Genomic DNA, 16,413 nt, shown 5'->3' with positions numbered 1-16,413 from the left:
GTTATACCATTTGTATTGTTGGTACATGATTTTTATGGTCATGTGCAAGCTTTAAATTCCATTAAGCGTGTAATATTTAGGTGATTACTATGCTGTTGAAGCGCTGATGATTCGTCTTCTACTCACGTGTATAACGCTCAACTTTCTACTGGTATTGCCGCTTTGGTGGCGTTTCGGTGAGATTGGCTCTCATCTAATTGCGTGGGAGGCATGGCTTATAGCCCCTGCGATGCTGCTTATTCGCCCTGGTAGCTTACGTCGCTGGTTAGCTATTTTGTTGGTAGGTTGGCTGGCGTTGGTAACGATGGCCAACCTAGGCGATGCCGCGACACACACCGCGTTTGGGCGATCACTAAACCTCTATCTAGACGTGCCCTTGGTGCGCTCTATCTACCATTTGCTAGTAGGTAATGTAGGTCAACTGGCAGCAACTTTCCTGATGTTGTTGGGCAGTGCGACCCTGCTAGGTAGTTTATGGATGCTGCTGCGATTGCTGTTGCCTGCTAAGCCTCTATCGGTGAGGCGTGCTTCAGGTGCTCTAGCCATCCTCGTGATGATCACCGCGGCAGGTTTTGCGGTTTCCGAGGCTAACGGCAAGCGATTAGTCGCTAAATCAGCGTTGCCTGCTGTTAACACCACGCGTTTCCAGTGGGAGCAGGTGGTGGCGACTCATCGGGCGAGAGTGGCGTTTAGCGAACAGCTACAGGCGTCACCATTAGCTCCTAAACCATTACCTGGTTTGTTAGGGCGCAATGTCTTATTAACGTTTATTGAATCTTACGGTGTGTCGGCCATTAATGATGCTCGCTACAGCAGTGTCGTACTGCCTACGCTAGATGACATACAGCAACGTTTGGGTCAGCGCGATCTACACGTTGTTTCGGGGTTGCTAGAAGCGCCTATTCGGGGAGGTCAGTCTTGGCTTGCTCATGCCACGGCACTAAGCGGTCGCTGGATTGATAATCAGCTATGGTATCGGCTGATGCTGGAAAGCGATCATTCAACGCTGATTAATGATTTTAGTAGCACGGGGCAGCGGACGCTCAGTGTCATGCCAGCCATTACGTTGGTTTGGCCAGAAGGGCTGGCCTACGGATTTGATCAGATTGCAGTAGCGAAAGATATACCCTATGCGGGGCCAGCGCTGAACTGGGTCACGATGCCCGATCAGTTCACGCTGGATTACACCCAGCGACATTTGTTGGGTGAGGCGCCGGTATTCGCGCAACTCGCACTTATCTCCAGCCACGCACCATGGACGCCCATTTTGCCCGTTTTCGAAGACTGGTCGATGATCGGCGATGGGCGTGTTTTCGCCCCTTGGGAGGAGGCCGGTGATCCGCCAGAAGTGCTTTGGCAGGATATTGAACGCATCCGTGACCATTACGCGTGGTCAATAGACTACGCTGTGAAGGTCACAGGGCGCTGGGCTGAGCGAGTGGTTGATGACAACACACTATTGATTGTACTTGGGGACCATCAAGCGGCACCGCTAATTACCGGCGACAACGCCAGTGCAGCGGTGCCTGTGCATGTGATTAGCGGAGACCCCCGACTCTTAGCACCTTTTAAGGCACGTGGTTTTATTGATGGCATGCTGCCATCACTGAAAAGCCCTGAAGAGGCCGCGAAAATGAGCCAACTGCGTCATTGGTTACAGCAAGACTTTGGCACACCAGCATTAACCTCTTCTGGGTCAACGACAGGGGCGACACCATGATCCAGCCCGTCATCCTTAGCGGTGGTGGTATAGGGGCTTGCTTAGTTGTGTTACCAGAGCCAACTGCCAGGACGAGCTGGCGGCTCTCCCTTGCGCACTGCGAGCCAGCCAATAATACAGCGCACACCAAGCCACACGGCTAATAGCGGCCATAGCAAGGTGCCTACTAACATCAAGCTAAGGGTAAAGGTGACGAAAAAGTAGAGGCAGCCTATCCAAAAAGTCCGGATCAAATAACGGTAGTGAGCTTGCAACCACGGTGCTGCCTCTTTGCGATATACGTAAGCGACTATAACGCCAATCAACAGTGTAATATTGGCTGTTACTAGACCCGCTAAGTAGAGCGCGTAAATGATCTGGGGTGGGCGCGTTTCCTCAGTGGGACTATAACGCTGGGTCATAAATTACCTCGTTACCCGTTAGTAAATCCGAAATTCTTTGGCGTTTGCCAGCCCTTGCTGTTGCTCTATGACCTTGCGATAGCGTTTGTATTCCCATTGATACTGCGTTGGATCAAGTGCAATTGACGCTTCTACGCTAGCGTTAACACCGGTGGCTGAAACCACATCATCGGCGCTGTAAACCTGCTCATCGGCGTCAAGGAAATGAATTTCAAATCCCTTGCCAGGCACCCGTAAGGCAACGCCAGTGACGACTCTTGCCTGAGTGCGGGCGACCAGTTTCGGTAGCAACGTTGCCGTATAGGCATCGCGCCCATAAAAAGGGGCGAATACACCGCTGCCCCAGTTAGGTTCTTGATCCGGCAAGATGCCAATAGCTTCGCTACGCTTAAGCGCTTTGAGAAGGGCAGCAACGCCTCTGGCGTTGGTGGGTACCAAGCTGGCTCCCATGCGCTCGCGGCCATGGCGAATAATGGGCTCAAGGTCGGCAATTTTGGGTGGCTCGTACATAGCGGTAAAAGGGAAGTGGCTGGAGAGCCAAAAATTAAGCACCTCCCAGTTACCAAAGTGTGGAGCAAGTACAATGACGCCGCGGCCTTCGGCACGTGCGCTGTCAAGCTTATCTCGGCCATGAACCGACAAAATGCTGGCTTCTACTTTTTCGGGCGCAGCCATCCACGCATGGCCAAGTTCCAGCATAGTCGCTGCCGAGTGGCGCAGGCTTTGTATGGCAAGGGCTTTGCGCTGGCTGGCAGTGGCTTCTGGGTTAACCACTGCCAGATTGATTTCCGTCACCTGACGCTCTCGTTTGCTAAAGCGATAGACCAGCGGACCTAACCGCACGGCGATACGCCATAGCGCGCCAAGTGGCCAGCGCGCCAGTAGTTTCCAAAGTGATGTGATGGCACGTGCTTGGAAACGTGATTTGTTAGAAGGTGACTGCTGTGTCATAAGTTACAGGAACCAGCTGTCAACGTTGGTTGGCGCACGCTTCTCCTGCAGACCCTTAAAGCCTTTCACACAGCGAACAATAAACCATACGGCCAGTGCCAATAGCATGGGGATGCCAATCAGAATAAACGTTAGCAACGTGGCGATGCTGCCGTAGAGCAGCCCAATCCAAAACGTACGGATCTGGTAACGGTAGTGCTCATCTAGCCATTCAGGGCCTTTACCACGATAGACATAGGCGATAACGATGCCGACCAGTGAGGTAAACCCTACCAAAAAGCTTGCCAAATAAAGCGCGTAAATCACCATCGCCATGGTGGTATCCGGCTGTTCTGAAGACGTACTTTCGTTAATTACTTCACCTTCTAAAGGTGCTTTGTTGGCATCGTCGTGCATAACCGATCCTTTTTGCTATTCGCCATGAGGCATCCCCGAGGACGCCGTTAAAGCTCACTATGATAGCGCGGCTGGCGCGGCTTATCATTAGCGGGTAGCAGGTCGGCAAATTTCCAGCAAATTACCGTCTGGGTCGCGTAAGTAAATCGACTCAATGGGACCATTAGCGCCTTGGCGAGCAACCGGGCCAAGCTCTACGTCAATAGCAAGCGCATCCAAGTGCTGTTTGAACTCATCCAGCGGCAGTTGGCAGCGCAGGCATAAGTCCAGGCTGCCTGGGGTTGGGGTGGCAGAAACAGGCGCAATATCAGTGTCGGTTTGATGCAGGCGCAGTGCCGTGTCGCCTAGCATAAGATCCACCCGCTGCGCATCTCGGTAGCGCACGTCTAACCCTAGTACACGGGAGTAAAAATCCACGGCGCGACCCATATCAGTCACCGTAACAACAAGATGGTCAAAACCTGAGAGCATGCCACTTTCCTTAAAACAAACGTAAAACATGAGAATACGATGATGCGACGCTGTCCGCTATGCAATACGCCTAAACCAGCCCTTTATCACCAAGACCGTCGCCGCGATTACTACCAGTGTGCCACGTGCGCCTTGGTGTTTGTGCCTGCCGAGCAGCATTTAGATGCGCATCAAGAAAAGGCAGAGTACGACCAGCACCAGAATTCGCCGCATGATACGGGATATCGGCATTTCTTGGGGCGCTTATTTGCCCCGCTAGTGGCTAAGCTGCCACAAGATGCCCATGGGCTAGACTTTGGCTGTGGCCCGGGGCCTACGCTGTCGGTGATGTTTGAAGAGGCGGGGTTCACGATGGCGGTTTACGATATTTTTTACGCCCCAGACGTTGAAGTACTCAACCGCCAGTATGACTTTATTACTGCCACCGAGGTGTTAGAGCACCTTGCGAGGCCCGGCGAAGAGCTTAGTCGACTGGTCGAGAAAATAGTCCCTGGGGGCTATCTTGGGGTCATGACAAAGCGTGTCAGTACCCCAGCAGCATTTGCCCGCTGGCACTATATAAACGACCCGACGCATGTGAGTTTTTTTAGTGAAGCGACGTTTTGTTGGATAGCCGAACGTTGGGGCATGGTGGTGGAATTTCCCGCAGCGGATGTGGTGTTGCTCCGCCGCAGACCATTATCTTGATGATTCGGTGCCATAGTTCATGACTCATGCCATCTGGCCGATGGCCTTGCGAAAACGCGATAAAGAAAAAGCGAATAGAACGCTACCGATCAACAGCAGCAGCAGAAACTGCGGCCATACTACGTTTATCCCCGCACCTCGATAAAGGATTGCCTGACCCAGTTCAACGAAGTGAGTGGTTGGGGCGAGCAGCATGATGTGCTGGACAATTTCCGGCATGCTTTCGCGTGGTGTCGTACCCCCGGATAGCAGCTGCAGGGGCAGCAGTACCAGCACCATTAGCATGCCAAATTGTGGCATGTTGCGTGCAAGGGTGGCGAGAAAGATGCCCATAGAGGTGGTCGCGAAGAGGTGGAGCGCTGCCCCCACAGCGAACAGTGCCACTGAGCCTGCTATCGGCACCTGTAAGGCCCAGCTAACAACTAAATAGAGCGAAAGCAGTGCGGAGACCAGAACCACCAGGCCCATTGACCATATCTTGGCCAGCATAATTTCCGTCGGGGTGACTGGCATTGCCAGTAGATGTTCAATGGTGCCGTGCTCTCGTTCGCGTATCAATGCCGCGCCCGTGAGAATGATAGAGAGCATGGTAATGTTATCGATGATAGACATCAGCGATCCAAACCAGGCTTTTTCGAGCCCAGGATTGAAGCGCGCTCGCAGCACTAGGTCGACGGGTGGAGCGCTAGAGCTGCGGTAACGTTGAGTAAACGCGTTGATCTCGTCCATGACGATCTGTTGGATATAGCCATTGCCAGTAAATGCTTGGCTCATGCGTGTGGCATCGATATTGAGTTGAATCTGAGGGGCGTGACCAGCCAATACGTTGCGCTGAAAGTCGGGTGGTATATTGAGGACGAAAGTGTACTGGCCTGCATCTAGCCCAGGGTCAATCTCATGAAGTGAGATCTTGTCTGGGGTAGCGAATTGGGGGGGATAGAACGCCGTGATGATACGAGATGACAGCGGCGAGTTATCTTCATCAACGATGGCGATGGGAGCCATGTGGAGACTTTCGGGCAACGCGGTCGCCTTGGTGTAGACCGAGATACTGCACACGTAGGCGATCAGAATTAGCATAATCGGGTCGCGGATCAGGCTCCATAGTTCCTTGACGCCCAGTCGGTAGATAGTCAGGACACTATGCATCTCAGCGCTCCTGATTTTTTAGCAGGAAAATAGACAGTCCCATGATCGTTGGTACCGCGATCAACAGTGGTATGAATAAGGCATAAAGGTCGCTAAGCCCCAGTGCTTTGCTGAATACACCGCGCGTGATGGTTAACATGTGAGATGTGGGGTAGATGGTGCCAATGAAACGCCCCGCGCCTTCTAGTGAGCTGACCGGGTCGATCATTCCTGAGAATTGCACGGCGGGAATCAACGTGCCGATGATGGCGAAGAACATCGCTGCGATTTGGCTACGCGTCAACGTAGAAGCGAGCAGTCCCATGCCTGTTGCGATAATGCTGTAGATCACTACTGCTAACAGCAGCGTCAGGAAGCTGCCTTTGATGGGCACATCAAATAGCGTGACCGCGAGCAATGCCATTAGCAGAAAATTGATGATAGCGAGAGCGATATAAGGCAACTGCTTGCCGACTAGGAATTCGCTACGGGTGACGGGTGTGACGTAGAGGTTGATGATCGACCCTAGCTCTTTTTCCCGCACGACGGCCAGCGCGGTCAGCATCGCCGGTAGCATCATTAACAGAAGAGGGATGACTGCTGGCACCATGGCTGGCAGGCTCTGAACATCCGGATTGTAGCGAAAGCGGGTTTCGACATTGGCAGCGGGGGCAGTGACATTAGTCGCGGCTTGCGCTGCTTGCTCGAGCAGCCACTGTCGATGAATGCCCTGCACGTAGCCGCGTGCGGTTTCAGCACGCTGGGGCATGGCACCATCAATCCAGGCGCCGATTTCAACCGGGCTTCCTCGCTTCACATCACGGCCAAAGCCAGGAGGGATTTCAATGGCCAGGGTGAGCTTGCCACTGCGCATGCGCTTGTCCATATCTGCGTAATCAATCAATGGCGGTTGCTCGATAAAGTAGCGGGAGCCGGCAAGATTCATCGCATAGCTATTGCTCAGGGTCGTCTGGTCGCGATCAAGGATGGCATAGCTGAGATCCTCCACGTCCAGGCTGATGCCATAGCCAATGACCAACATCAGAATTAGCGAGCCAAGCAGGGCGAGGGTGCCGCGGACCGGGTCGCGGCGAAGCTCCAGCGATTCTCGCCAAGTGTAGCTAAGTAGACGCTGGAGACTAAAAGCGCTGTGTTTTACATTGTTAGGCGCCGTGCTGGGCGATGCTTTGGGCGTTGCCTCAGGCGCTTCTTGGCTCTGTTCGTCGGCGCCTGCTTCGGTTAAATAGCCGATGAATGCCTCTTCCAGAGTCGCTGCTCCACGTTTTTTCACCAGTGCCGCAGGCGTATCGCTATCAAGCACTTGACCGGCATGCATCATCGACATGCGATCACAGCGCTCGGCTTCATTCATGAAATGGGTAGAAATGAATATGGTCACCCGGTCACGGCGCGCTAGTTCAATCATCAGCCGCCAGAAGTTGTCGCGGGCAACAGGATCAACCCCAGAAGTCGGCTCATCCAGGATCAGTAGTTCTGGCTTGTGGACCATGGCCACCGCCAGCGAAAGACGCTGACGGATGCCGAGTGGCAAACTTTCCGGCAGGCTGCCGCGTACCTCTTGTAGGTCGAAGCGTTTCACCATCTCATCCACGCGGGTGGCTATCTCCGCTTCAGGGACCTGGAAAAGCCGGGCGTGCAAGATAAGATTCTGCTCAACGGTTAGTTCGCCATACAGTGAGAATGCCTGGGACATGTAGCCCACACGACGGCGGGTGTCGATATCGCGGGTATCCACCTGTTTGCCGAACAGCCACGCTTGGCCTTCACTGGCGGGCAACAGACCAGTAAGCATCTTCATGGTGGTTGATTTGCCACAACCATTGGAGCCAAGAAAGCCGAAAATCTCGCCACGCCGGATCCGAAAGCTGACGTGGTCGACGGCGACAAAATCGCCAAAGCGCATAGTGAGGCCCTTAGCCTCAATGGCGACTTCATCGTCATCTTGTGCCAACGGCGGAATATGCACGGGTGCATAGTCGCGTTTTTTCTCTTCCGGTAGCAGGGCGATAAAGGCAGCTTCCAGGGAGTTGCTGGCAGTACGCTCTAGCAATGCCGCTGGCGTTCCGGTAGCCAGAATTTTGCCGTCGTCCATGGCCACTAGCCAGTCGAAGCGTTGGGCTTCATCCATGTAAGCGGTCGCAACCATGACACTCATCTGCGGGCGTTGGCGACGTATACGTGCGATCAATTCCCAGAACTGGGCGCGGGCCAGCGGGTCGACGCCGGTGGTTGGTTCGTCGAGGATCAATAAATCGGGGTCATGAATCAGCGCGCAGCATAACCCCAGCTTCTGCTTCATGCCGCCGGAAAGTTTGCCTGCTGGGCGGTCGAGGAATCTGTGCAGCCCCGTACTACGGGTTAAATCGTCGATTCGGCGGCGTCGTTCGGCATGCTCATGGCCGAAGAGGCGGGCAAAGAACTGTAGGTTTTCCTCTACTGAAAGCGTCGGGTAGAGGTTCTTGCCTAACCCTTGGGGCATGTAGGCAATGCGCGGGCAGATAGTGTCGCGATGACGCTTGTTGGCCATATCGCCGCCGAGCACTTCTACTTGTCCTTGTTGGATCGCGCGTGCCCCCGCAATAAGCGCTAACAGGCTGGACTTTCCAACGCCATCAGGCCCTATCAGCCCAACCATGCTGCCCGCAGGGATTTCCAGATCGATGCCCGCCAGGGCAACCTGCTTACCATAGTGCAGTTGGATGGCTGATAGTGTTACTACCGCTGGCGTAGATGATGAGGGCGGTGTTGCTATCATTGTGGTACCCGAACAGCCAACTCAGCAGGCCACTCTGCGTCGGGGTCAAGCTTAACCCAGGCTTCCCCAGGGACACCGGTTTTAACTTGCTCAAGATGACGTTGTAGAAGGTCTCGATCAATCTGTGCTTTCACTCGGAACATTAATTTTTGTCGTTCTGAAGCGGTCTCTACCGTCTTAGGCGTAAATTGTGCCGTGCTGGCGACAAACGAGATGCGTGCCGGTATGACTAGGTCAGGTGCCGCATCCAAGATGATACGTGCCTCGCTGCCCAGCGCCACACGACCTGCTTGTTCGGCAGGTAAGAAGAACGTCATGTGTACGTCGCTAAGATCGACCAGGTTCAGCACTCGCCCTCCACCTGGAAGTACCTCGCCAGGCTGGGCAATACGAAATTGCACACGCCCTGCACGAGGCGCAACCAACTGGCTGTCGGTGATGTCTGCTTCGATACGCGTAATGGTGGCTTCAGCGGCAGTAACCGCAGAGCGGGCGCCGGTCACCTGGGCGCGGGCCGCCGCTATGGCCGACTGTGCAGCATCCACCTGGGCGTTAGCGGCGGCAACGGCTGCTCGTGCACTATTGACCCGAGCGCGATCATCATCAAGTTCTTGTGCCGAAGCGGCTCCTTCACGCGATAAGGTTTCCGAGCGAGCCAAGCGGCGTTGAGCCGCATCAAGTTCACTTTCACGCTGAGTCACTACGGCCTGAGCGGCAAGATGGTCGCTTTGCCGCAGAGCAACCTGTGCTTCCGCACTGAGTACGGCATTGAGTGCTTGTTGATACTGGGCTCTTGCCTCATCGCGTTGCGCCTCCAGTACCTGGATCTGCATGCGCGCCAGGGGTTGACCAACGGTGACAAACTCACCTTCATCGACCAGGACTGCGTCAACGCGTCCAGGAAGCTTGGTAGCGATATCGATTTCAGTGGCCTCGATACGCCCATTACCGCTAGCGAAGCCTTCCCCCAGGCCTTCGTCGCGCAATTCAGTCCAGTAATAGTAGCCTCCAGCAGCAATAAGGATTACCCCGGCGGCAAGGATCAGTTTCTTAAGCGAAGAGTGCATATTGCTAGGCCCTAATGTCATTCAGCATGGGGTGGAGTGAGAGCGGAAGTGCTTGTCACAGTAGCTGATCCTCCGCCGAGAGCCGTGTATAAGGCCACTCGGGCTGACAGTAGTTGGCGGCGAACTGCTAGCCGCTGTTGTTCGGCCGAAAGCAAGTCGCGCTGTGCATCCAGGACTTCTAGGTAGGGCACCGCACCGTTTTCATAGCGCAGCATGGCTAAGCGAGCACGCTCGCGCTGTACTGCTAACATGTCATTGGCAGTTTCTACTTGTTCAGCCAGCCAGTGGTTAGCAGCCAGCGCATCGGCAACATCACGGAAGGCTTGCTGGATGACTTGCTCATATTCGACTATGGCTTGTTCGTGGCGTAACTCGGCCAGCGTCAGGTTGGCTTTTCGGCGTCCGCTATCAAAAATGGGCAGTGACAGGGTGGGGGAAAAATTCCATGCCTGGCTATCAGTTCCTAGCAGGCCGTTCAAGTCAGCACTCGCCGTGCCCAAACTACCTGTCAGCGCGATACGTGGGAAGAAAGCCGCGCGCGCAGCGCCAATATTAGCGTTAGCAGAACGCAGTAGGTGCTCGGCAGCGCGAATGTCGGGGCGGCGGGTCATTAGCTCCGATGGCAGCCCCGGCGCGAGAGGGGGCAGAACATCATCCGCTATTTTATCCCCGTCACTTGTTACCTTTTCGATAGGTGAACCAACTAATAGCGCCAAGGCGTTGGCTTGCTGAGCATGGGCTTGCTCCAACTGAGCACCTAGTGCCTTGGCCTGCTGCAGCAACATTTCAACTTGGGTGAGTTCCAGTGGTGACGTTGCGCCTACTTCGACGCGCCGAGTAAATATCCGCAGTGACTCTTGCCGACTGTCGATGGTGCGGCGGGCTAGGTCCAAGCGCAAATCTAGTTCCTGAAGACGAAAATAGCTGTCGGCAACCTGAGCGATTAGGCTGATTTCGGTGGCACGCCGCGCCTCGTCGGTGGCTAGGTACTGCTCGAGGGCAGCCTCATTAAGGCTGCGTATTCTCCCCCAGAAATCTAGTTCCCAGCTGCTAAAGCCGACGCCCGCCTGGAACTGATTGCCAATCCGCGTACGTCCGCTAGGGCTCAGGTCAGAGGGTGTGCGTGAACGCTCACCAGCAGCTTGCACGCCAAGTGTGGGTAGCAACTCTGCATGTTGAATACCATAGGCTGCACGTGCTTGCTCAACGCGCAATAAAGCACTTCGCAAATCATAATTAGTGGTCAGTGCCTGTTCGATCAGCGCTTGTAGCCTGGTGTCGGTGAAGTAGCTGCGCCAAGCAATATCAGCACCAGCAGCCGTTGTTGGCATGCGCTCATCTGGGTAAACATCGGGCAATGTTGCTGCTGGCACCGAGTGAGGGGGGGCCAGCGAGGTGCAGCCAGACAGGCCCAGGACTAGCAGCATGATCGCTAAATATGCCACCTTGTCTTGTTGCTTAGGGGCGGACCGATATTTCATGCGAATGACCGCAGGTAAGGGAGCGAACGTATTGGGCATCTGATTGGCCATGGCAAATAGAAAGGAGACCTCTCCGTGTCAAATGAGTCGATACAGTGCGTGTGTCTCAGCCTGGAAGGCGTCAGTATGGCAATGTTTGTTCTAGCATTTGTTGATGTAGGGCAAGAGGGCTAATGACGCAGCCAGCGCATTCAATATCGGCTGCTTTCTGGTGAGTTGCAAATGCGCTTCTCACTATTGCGGATTACACTGGCAATGGGTAGCGAAAAAAACTGGTGAAACCCACGGAACGAGTGTAGATTCGCCGCCCGATTCTGCGGTTGGAGTTTTCTCCGGCCATGTGTTAGCCCTGAAGGGGGCTTTTATTCTGTGAGGCAAGAAGCGATATGTCGCGGCAACTGCTAGCCATGGCGTTAGCGCCCTTATTAGGGCTATTTATTCTTGGGATTGGCAATGGCTTTCTCGCCACGCTGATCTCCGTGCGGCTAGACGCTGCGGGTGAGTCGGCAACGGTGATAGGTATTGTCTCCTCGGCTTACTTTATTGGCTTAGCACTTGGCGCGCTATTCAATGACCGGCTGCTGCTGCGCATAGGGCACATTCGTGCATACGGTAGCTTCGCCTCGTTGGTCGCTGTCACGGTGCTGTTGCAAGGGCTGTTTTTCGACCCTTGGGCATGGTTTGCGCTGCGTTTAATTGGCGGCTGGGCCACCGTGGGCGTTTACTTAGTGATTGAGAGTTGGTTGCTGACATCAGGCGAGCAAAAAGTACGTGGTCGATTGCTAGCGATGTATATGATCTCGCTATATGCCGCGGGCGTGATTGGGCAGTTGCTATTAGGCGTCACCAGTGCCATGGGGGTGACAGCGCCCTTTATGGTGATTGGCCTATTGGCATCGTTATCGGTGTTGCCCATGGCCATGATTCCGCGGGTGTCGCCTATTATGGAACACGCTGAGCCGCTACCGCCGCACCGCTTGATTACGATGACGCCAACAGGGGTAATGGGGAGTTTAGGGTCTGGCATGGTGGTGGCTGCCGCCTACACCTTGCTGCCATTGTATTTGCAGCGCATTGGTATGAGCGTCAATCAGGTGGGGCAAATGATGGCCGTCGTGATTCTTGGCGCCATGCTGCTTCAGTATCCGATTGGACGCTGGTCTGACCGTCACGACCGCCAACTCGTATTGATCGCCATCAGCACTTTCTGTGTGGTGATTTCCGCGGCCATGATATGGCTTCCGATGTCGACCCCTTTACTGGCGGCGCTGCTGTTTTTACTCGGTGGCGGTGTCTTTGCGCTTTACCCGGTGGCGGTTAGCCATGCCGCTGACCGTGCTCCGGCGGGAGCGCTGGTACGCATGAGCCAGGGCCTGCTATTGATCAACTCTATTGGGGCTACTATCAGCCCGCTAATGATTTCTCCAGTAATGACCGCGATGGGCGATGCTGGGTTGTTCTGGGCGTTTGGCTCGCTGAGCCTGTTTTTTGTTGTATTTTTTAGCTGGCGACGCAGTGTGCGGCCTGCGCCAGTTCCTGTGGCTCCCTTTACACCGACAACGCCGATGACCGCAGCAGGTGCCGAGCTAGTGGTTACCGAGGAACTGATGCAAGGCGCGCTCGAGCATGAGCACCTGGAAGACCTTTCTGATGTTATACCTGACGTGGATGCTGTCGAACCCATCGTTGGTCCACCCTCAGAAGATCAAACTCATATTGTTTATTACGATGATGTGGAAACTGAGGCACGTCGATAACCCATGCTGGGAGTGGGTGAAACGTAGCTAAAAACGTAGCCAAAAACGCAGCTAGCGGACTGACGTTAATTCAGCAGGTGAGACCTTGGGCTAATGGTGTGATGAAAGTAGTGAAACTACTATTCGTGATAGTGTTTTTACTAATTGCTATTTATCACCGATTTTCTCTGAGGTTTCGCCATGAATTATTATGCCGCGCCGGTACGCGATTTACGTTTTGTACTCGAAGAGCTACTCGCGCACCGCTCGCTTGCACTGCCTGGCTTCGAAGAAGCCACGCCCGACTTGGTCGAGGCGGTGCTGGAAGAGGCAGCAAAGCTTGCAGGCGATGTGTGGGGGCCGCTAAATAGTGTCGGTGATCGACAAGGTGCTAAGCGCCACACCGACGGCAGTGTCACCACCTCAGAGGGTTTCGCAGCGGCCTATCAGGCGTATGTAGAAGGCGGCTGGAACGGCATTGGTGTTTCTGAAGCGTTAGGCGGACAAAACCTACCTGAGGTGGTCGCCAGCGCTGTTCAAGAAATGCTTCACGGTGCCAATATGGCCTTGGGTCTTTGCCCTATGTTGACGGCAGGCGCGATCGAAGCGCTGGCGCATCATGGTAGTGAAACGCTAAAAACGACCTATCTCCCCAAGCTCGTTGAAGGTACCTGGACAGGTACCATGAACCTGACGGAGCCTCAGGCAGGCTCCGACCTTTCTAAAGTACGTACCAAAGCTATCCCTGAAGGCGACCATTACCGCATTAGCGGCCAAAAAATCTATATCACCTGGGGCGAACACGACGCCGCCGAAAATATCATTCACCTTGTGCTGGCGCGAAAACCCGATGCGCCCGAAGGCAATAAGGGCATTTCGCTGTTCCTAGTGCCGAAGTTCCTGGTTAACGCAGACGGCTCGTTGGGCGAGCGCAACGACGTCACCTGCGCCTCTATCGAGCATAAGCTGGGCATTCATGGTTCGCCCACCTGCACCTTAAGCTTTGGCGAAAACGACGGCGCTATTGGGTATCTGGTGGGTGAAGAGGGACGTGGTCTTAACCACATGTTCACCATGATGAACGAAGCGCGCCACAAAGTGGGTATTCAAGGTATCGGGGTGGCTGAGCGTGCCTGCCAGCATGCGTTTGCTTACGCCTTGGATCGCACTCAGGGGAGAGCGCCTAAATCTCGTGGTGGTAACGAATGCTCGATCAGCGACCACTTAGATGTTCGCCGGATGCTGCTCTCAATGCGCGCCCGCACCGATGCCCTTCGTGCTCTGGCGCTTTACTGCGCTGGCCAGCTTGACCTTGCCCGACACAGTGAAAGCGACAGCGAGCGCCAAGCTGCTCAGGCGTGCGCCGATGTGCTGATCCCTATCGTCAAAAGCTTTTCGACCGACCAAGCCGTGGATATCGCTTCAATGGGTATTCAGGTACATGGCGGTATGGGCTATGTGGAAGAAACGGGTGCTGCCCAGCTACTTAGGGATGCACGAATCGCGCCTATTTATGAAGGCACGAATGGCATTCAGGCCCTCGATTTGGCGGGGCGTAAGTTACAGCGTGATGGTGGAGCCGCGTTATCTGCGTTAATTGATGAAGTGCAAAAAACCGCTGAGACAATGCGCTCAGAGCCTAGCCTTGCAGGTATGGGCAGTGCGCTGGCGGTCGGTGCCGATGATCTGCGTGCCGCCATGCAGCTTGTGCTTGAGCAAGGCAGTGACCCGCAAACTGGCCCAGATGCAGTGCAGGCTTATGCAACGCCGTTGCTCAACCTAGCTGGCCATGTGCTATGTGCTTGGCAAATGGGCAACGCCGCACTTCACGCGACCAGAGCGCTGCAAAAAGGCAGCGATGAGCCGTTTTATCGCGTCAAGTTGTCCAGCGCCAACTTTGTTATCACCCAGTGGCTGCCTGCTGGCCGCGCGCAACGCGCGGTTATCGAAGCGGGTATGCAGTGCCTGAGTGATTTCGAATTAACGCCATAAACCACCGACAAGCTTAAGTGCTTTAACCACTTATTTCCGCCGACCCATTGGGTCGGCGGCTTACGTTAAGACGCAATGAAACGGTCGTTTTAAAACGTATCGTTGTGCTTAACCGCGCCAGTGCGCCTGTGCGTATTGTTGCGCTGACTCTTTTTCCCGGTTCACAACAACATTAATGACTCAAACCAAGGAGTACTTCATGCAACTTAAGCACCGCCAGCACGGCGAAGAGCAGCCATATTGGCCCTTAGGGCCGTTTAAAGTGCGGCTCCCCTTTGTCCATTATCGCTGGGAAATGGCGGAGATGATTCAAGGACTCATCATGTTTGTGGTTAGTCTGGCGATGATTCCACTTTTAGAGCAGTACCTTGGTTTACCTTATGATGTTGCCTTGGCTTATGTGGTGGTGTGCGGCGTCGGCTTTATGCTCCCTGCGCTGTTAGGCGTGCCAATGGTGCCTGGTTGGATTACGCCTGCGGTGCCGGTGGTGTTAGCCTTCCTAGGAGATTTTGAGCCAGGCCCAGAGGCTATTCAGGCGCTGTTTGCACTTCAATTCTTGGTCTTTCTGATTTTCTTAATTTTAGGCGTCACTGGGCTGGGCCGTAAGCTGGTTCACTTGGTGCCTAACTCCCTCCAGGCAGGCATTATTATTGGTGCCGGTATTGCGGCTATTACTGGTGAAATACAGCAGGGCGGGCGCTTAGCTGAGACCCCGGTGTCACTGATCGCTGGTATGTTAATTGCCATATTTATGCTTTTTTCAGTGGCCTTTAAGCGCTGGGTAGAAGAACACGCGATCATGCGCAAAATTGCCAACTACGGCATGGTGCCAGGCATGATTATTGCGATCCTGGTGGCTTGGGCGATTGGTGAGTACCCGCGCCCTACTATTGAGTGGGGGATTACCCAGCCGAACTTCACCGAGATGTGGAACTACCTACCCTTTACGGTCGGCTTTCCTGGCGCTGATGTCTTTATGCTGGCCATACCCACCGCGGTGATCGCCTACGTCATCGCGTTCGGCGATATCGTCGTCGGGCGTACGTTGATGTCTCGTGTTGACCATATTCGTAGCGATGAAAAAATCGACTACAGCACGGATCGTATCCACCACGTCACCGCTATTCGTAACGGCATGCACGCTTTCTTTGCCCCCTATCCTGGTTTGGCGGGCCCGATCTGGACGGCCGTTACGGCCACCATGGCTGAGCGTTATAAAAATGGCCGCCATGCGATGGAATCGATTTATAGCGGCGGTGGCACTTTCTGGATTACCGGCTTTATTGCGCTATTCACCCTGCCATTGGTCAGCATGTTTCAGCCGGTGCTGCCCATTGCACTTTCGCTTACTCTTCTGCTGACTGGCTATATTTGCTTAATGGTGGGTATTGAACAGACTAAAACCACTGCTGAGCGTGGCGTTGCAGGCACGATGGCCGTAGTGCTGGCGGTATATGGTGCAGGGTGGGGGTTAGCCGCTGGAGTCGTACTGTACGTGTTAGTGCAAAAAACAAATATGTTCGGGCGTGAGCCTTCGGCTACCCAAGAAGCGGAAGAGCAAGATCAGCGCTAACGATAAAGATGACCAACACCAAAACGATCAACAT

At 54.4% G+C, this 16,413-nt stretch carries 13 protein-coding genes; 5 read left to right on the top strand and 8 right to left on the bottom strand.

Annotated elements, in window-relative coordinates:
* Positions 1-106: 106 nt before the first annotated feature.
* Positions 107-1,720, top strand: coding sequence for an alkaline phosphatase (locus tag CEK60_RS09640; protein ID WP_089038826.1), 1,614 nt, complete (start codon positions 107-109; stop codon positions 1,718-1,720).
* Positions 1,721-1,770: 50 nt separating this feature from the next.
* Here the strand turns inward: CEK60_RS09640 and CEK60_RS09635 are convergent, their stop codons facing one another.
* From CEK60_RS09635 to CEK60_RS09620, 4 genes are all read right to left on the bottom strand, one after another.
* Positions 1,771-2,121, bottom strand: coding sequence for a DUF4870 family protein (locus tag CEK60_RS09635; RefSeq protein WP_089038825.1), 351 nt, complete (start codon positions 2,119-2,121; stop codon positions 1,771-1,773).
* A gap of 18 nt (positions 2,122-2,139) precedes the next feature.
* Positions 2,140-3,072: a lysophospholipid acyltransferase family protein gene (locus CEK60_RS09630; RefSeq protein ID WP_089038824.1), complete on the bottom strand. Its 933-nt coding sequence runs from the start codon at positions 3,070-3,072 to the stop codon at positions 2,140-2,142.
* Positions 3,073-3,075: 3 nt separating this feature from the next.
* Positions 3,076-3,468: a DUF4870 family protein gene (locus CEK60_RS09625; protein WP_038482241.1), complete on the bottom strand. Its 393-nt coding sequence runs from the start codon at positions 3,466-3,468 to the stop codon at positions 3,076-3,078.
* An 87-nt stretch (positions 3,469-3,555) separates the two neighbouring features.
* Positions 3,556-3,939, bottom strand: coding sequence for a VOC family protein (locus tag CEK60_RS09620; RefSeq protein ID WP_038482244.1), 384 nt, complete (start codon positions 3,937-3,939; stop codon positions 3,556-3,558).
* A 39-nt stretch (positions 3,940-3,978) separates the two neighbouring features.
* Here CEK60_RS09620 and CEK60_RS09615 point away from each other — a divergent pair, with 39 nt between their 5' ends.
* Positions 3,979-4,626 (top strand): class I SAM-dependent methyltransferase, encoded by a 648-nt coding sequence (locus CEK60_RS09615; RefSeq protein ID WP_089038823.1) that lies wholly within the window; start codon positions 3,979-3,981, stop codon positions 4,624-4,626.
* 24 nt (positions 4,627-4,650) lie between these two features.
* Here CEK60_RS09615 and CEK60_RS09610 read toward each other — a convergent pair whose 3' ends face one another.
* The 4 genes from CEK60_RS09610 to CEK60_RS09595 are packed head-to-tail and all read right to left on the bottom strand — an operon-like array spanning position 4,651 to position 11,117.
* Positions 4,651-5,775, bottom strand: coding sequence for an ABC transporter permease (locus CEK60_RS09610; protein ID WP_089038822.1), 1,125 nt, complete (start codon positions 5,773-5,775; stop codon positions 4,651-4,653).
* 1 nt (position 5,776) lies between these two features.
* Entirely contained in the window at positions 5,777-8,530 is a 2,754-nt protein-coding gene (gene rbbA, locus CEK60_RS09605; RefSeq protein ID WP_089038821.1) for a ribosome-associated ATPase/putative transporter RbbA, read from the bottom strand.
* On the bottom strand, positions 8,527-9,597 hold the full coding sequence (locus CEK60_RS09600; RefSeq protein WP_089038820.1) for an HlyD family secretion protein: 1,071 nt from the start codon (positions 9,595-9,597) through the stop codon (positions 8,527-8,529). The genes rbbA and CEK60_RS09600 overlap by 4 nt, the downstream gene beginning before the upstream one ends.
* A 17-nt stretch (positions 9,598-9,614) precedes the next feature.
* The gene (locus CEK60_RS09595; protein WP_089040896.1) at positions 9,615-11,117 is read right to left on the bottom strand and encodes an efflux transporter outer membrane subunit; all 1,503 of its coding nucleotides are present in this window, start codon (positions 11,115-11,117) and stop codon (positions 9,615-9,617) included.
* 347 nt (positions 11,118-11,464) lie between these two features.
* On the opposite strand from CEK60_RS09595, the gene CEK60_RS09590 reads away from it, so the two are divergent.
* The 3 genes from CEK60_RS09590 (at position 11,465) to CEK60_RS09580 (ending at position 16,379) form a co-directional block, all read left to right on the top strand.
* Positions 11,465-12,835, top strand: coding sequence for an MFS transporter (locus CEK60_RS09590; protein ID WP_089038819.1), 1,371 nt, complete (start codon positions 11,465-11,467; stop codon positions 12,833-12,835).
* A gap of 180 nt (positions 12,836-13,015) precedes the next feature.
* Positions 13,016-14,806, top strand: a complete 1,791-nt coding sequence (locus tag CEK60_RS09585; protein ID WP_089038818.1) for an acyl-CoA dehydrogenase — start codon at positions 13,016-13,018, stop codon at positions 14,804-14,806.
* A 199-nt stretch (positions 14,807-15,005) separates the two neighbouring features.
* Positions 15,006-16,379, top strand: coding sequence for a solute carrier family 23 protein (locus CEK60_RS09580; RefSeq protein WP_089038817.1), 1,374 nt, complete (start codon positions 15,006-15,008; stop codon positions 16,377-16,379).
* The last annotated feature ends 34 nt before the right edge of the window (positions 16,380-16,413 follow it).

Source organism: Halomonas sp. N3-2A (assembly GCF_002216165.1).
In the GTDB taxonomy this organism is placed as follows: Bacteria; Pseudomonadota; Gammaproteobacteria; order Pseudomonadales; family Halomonadaceae; genus Vreelandella.
This window is presented reverse-complemented; position numbering and strand designations above follow the sequence as displayed.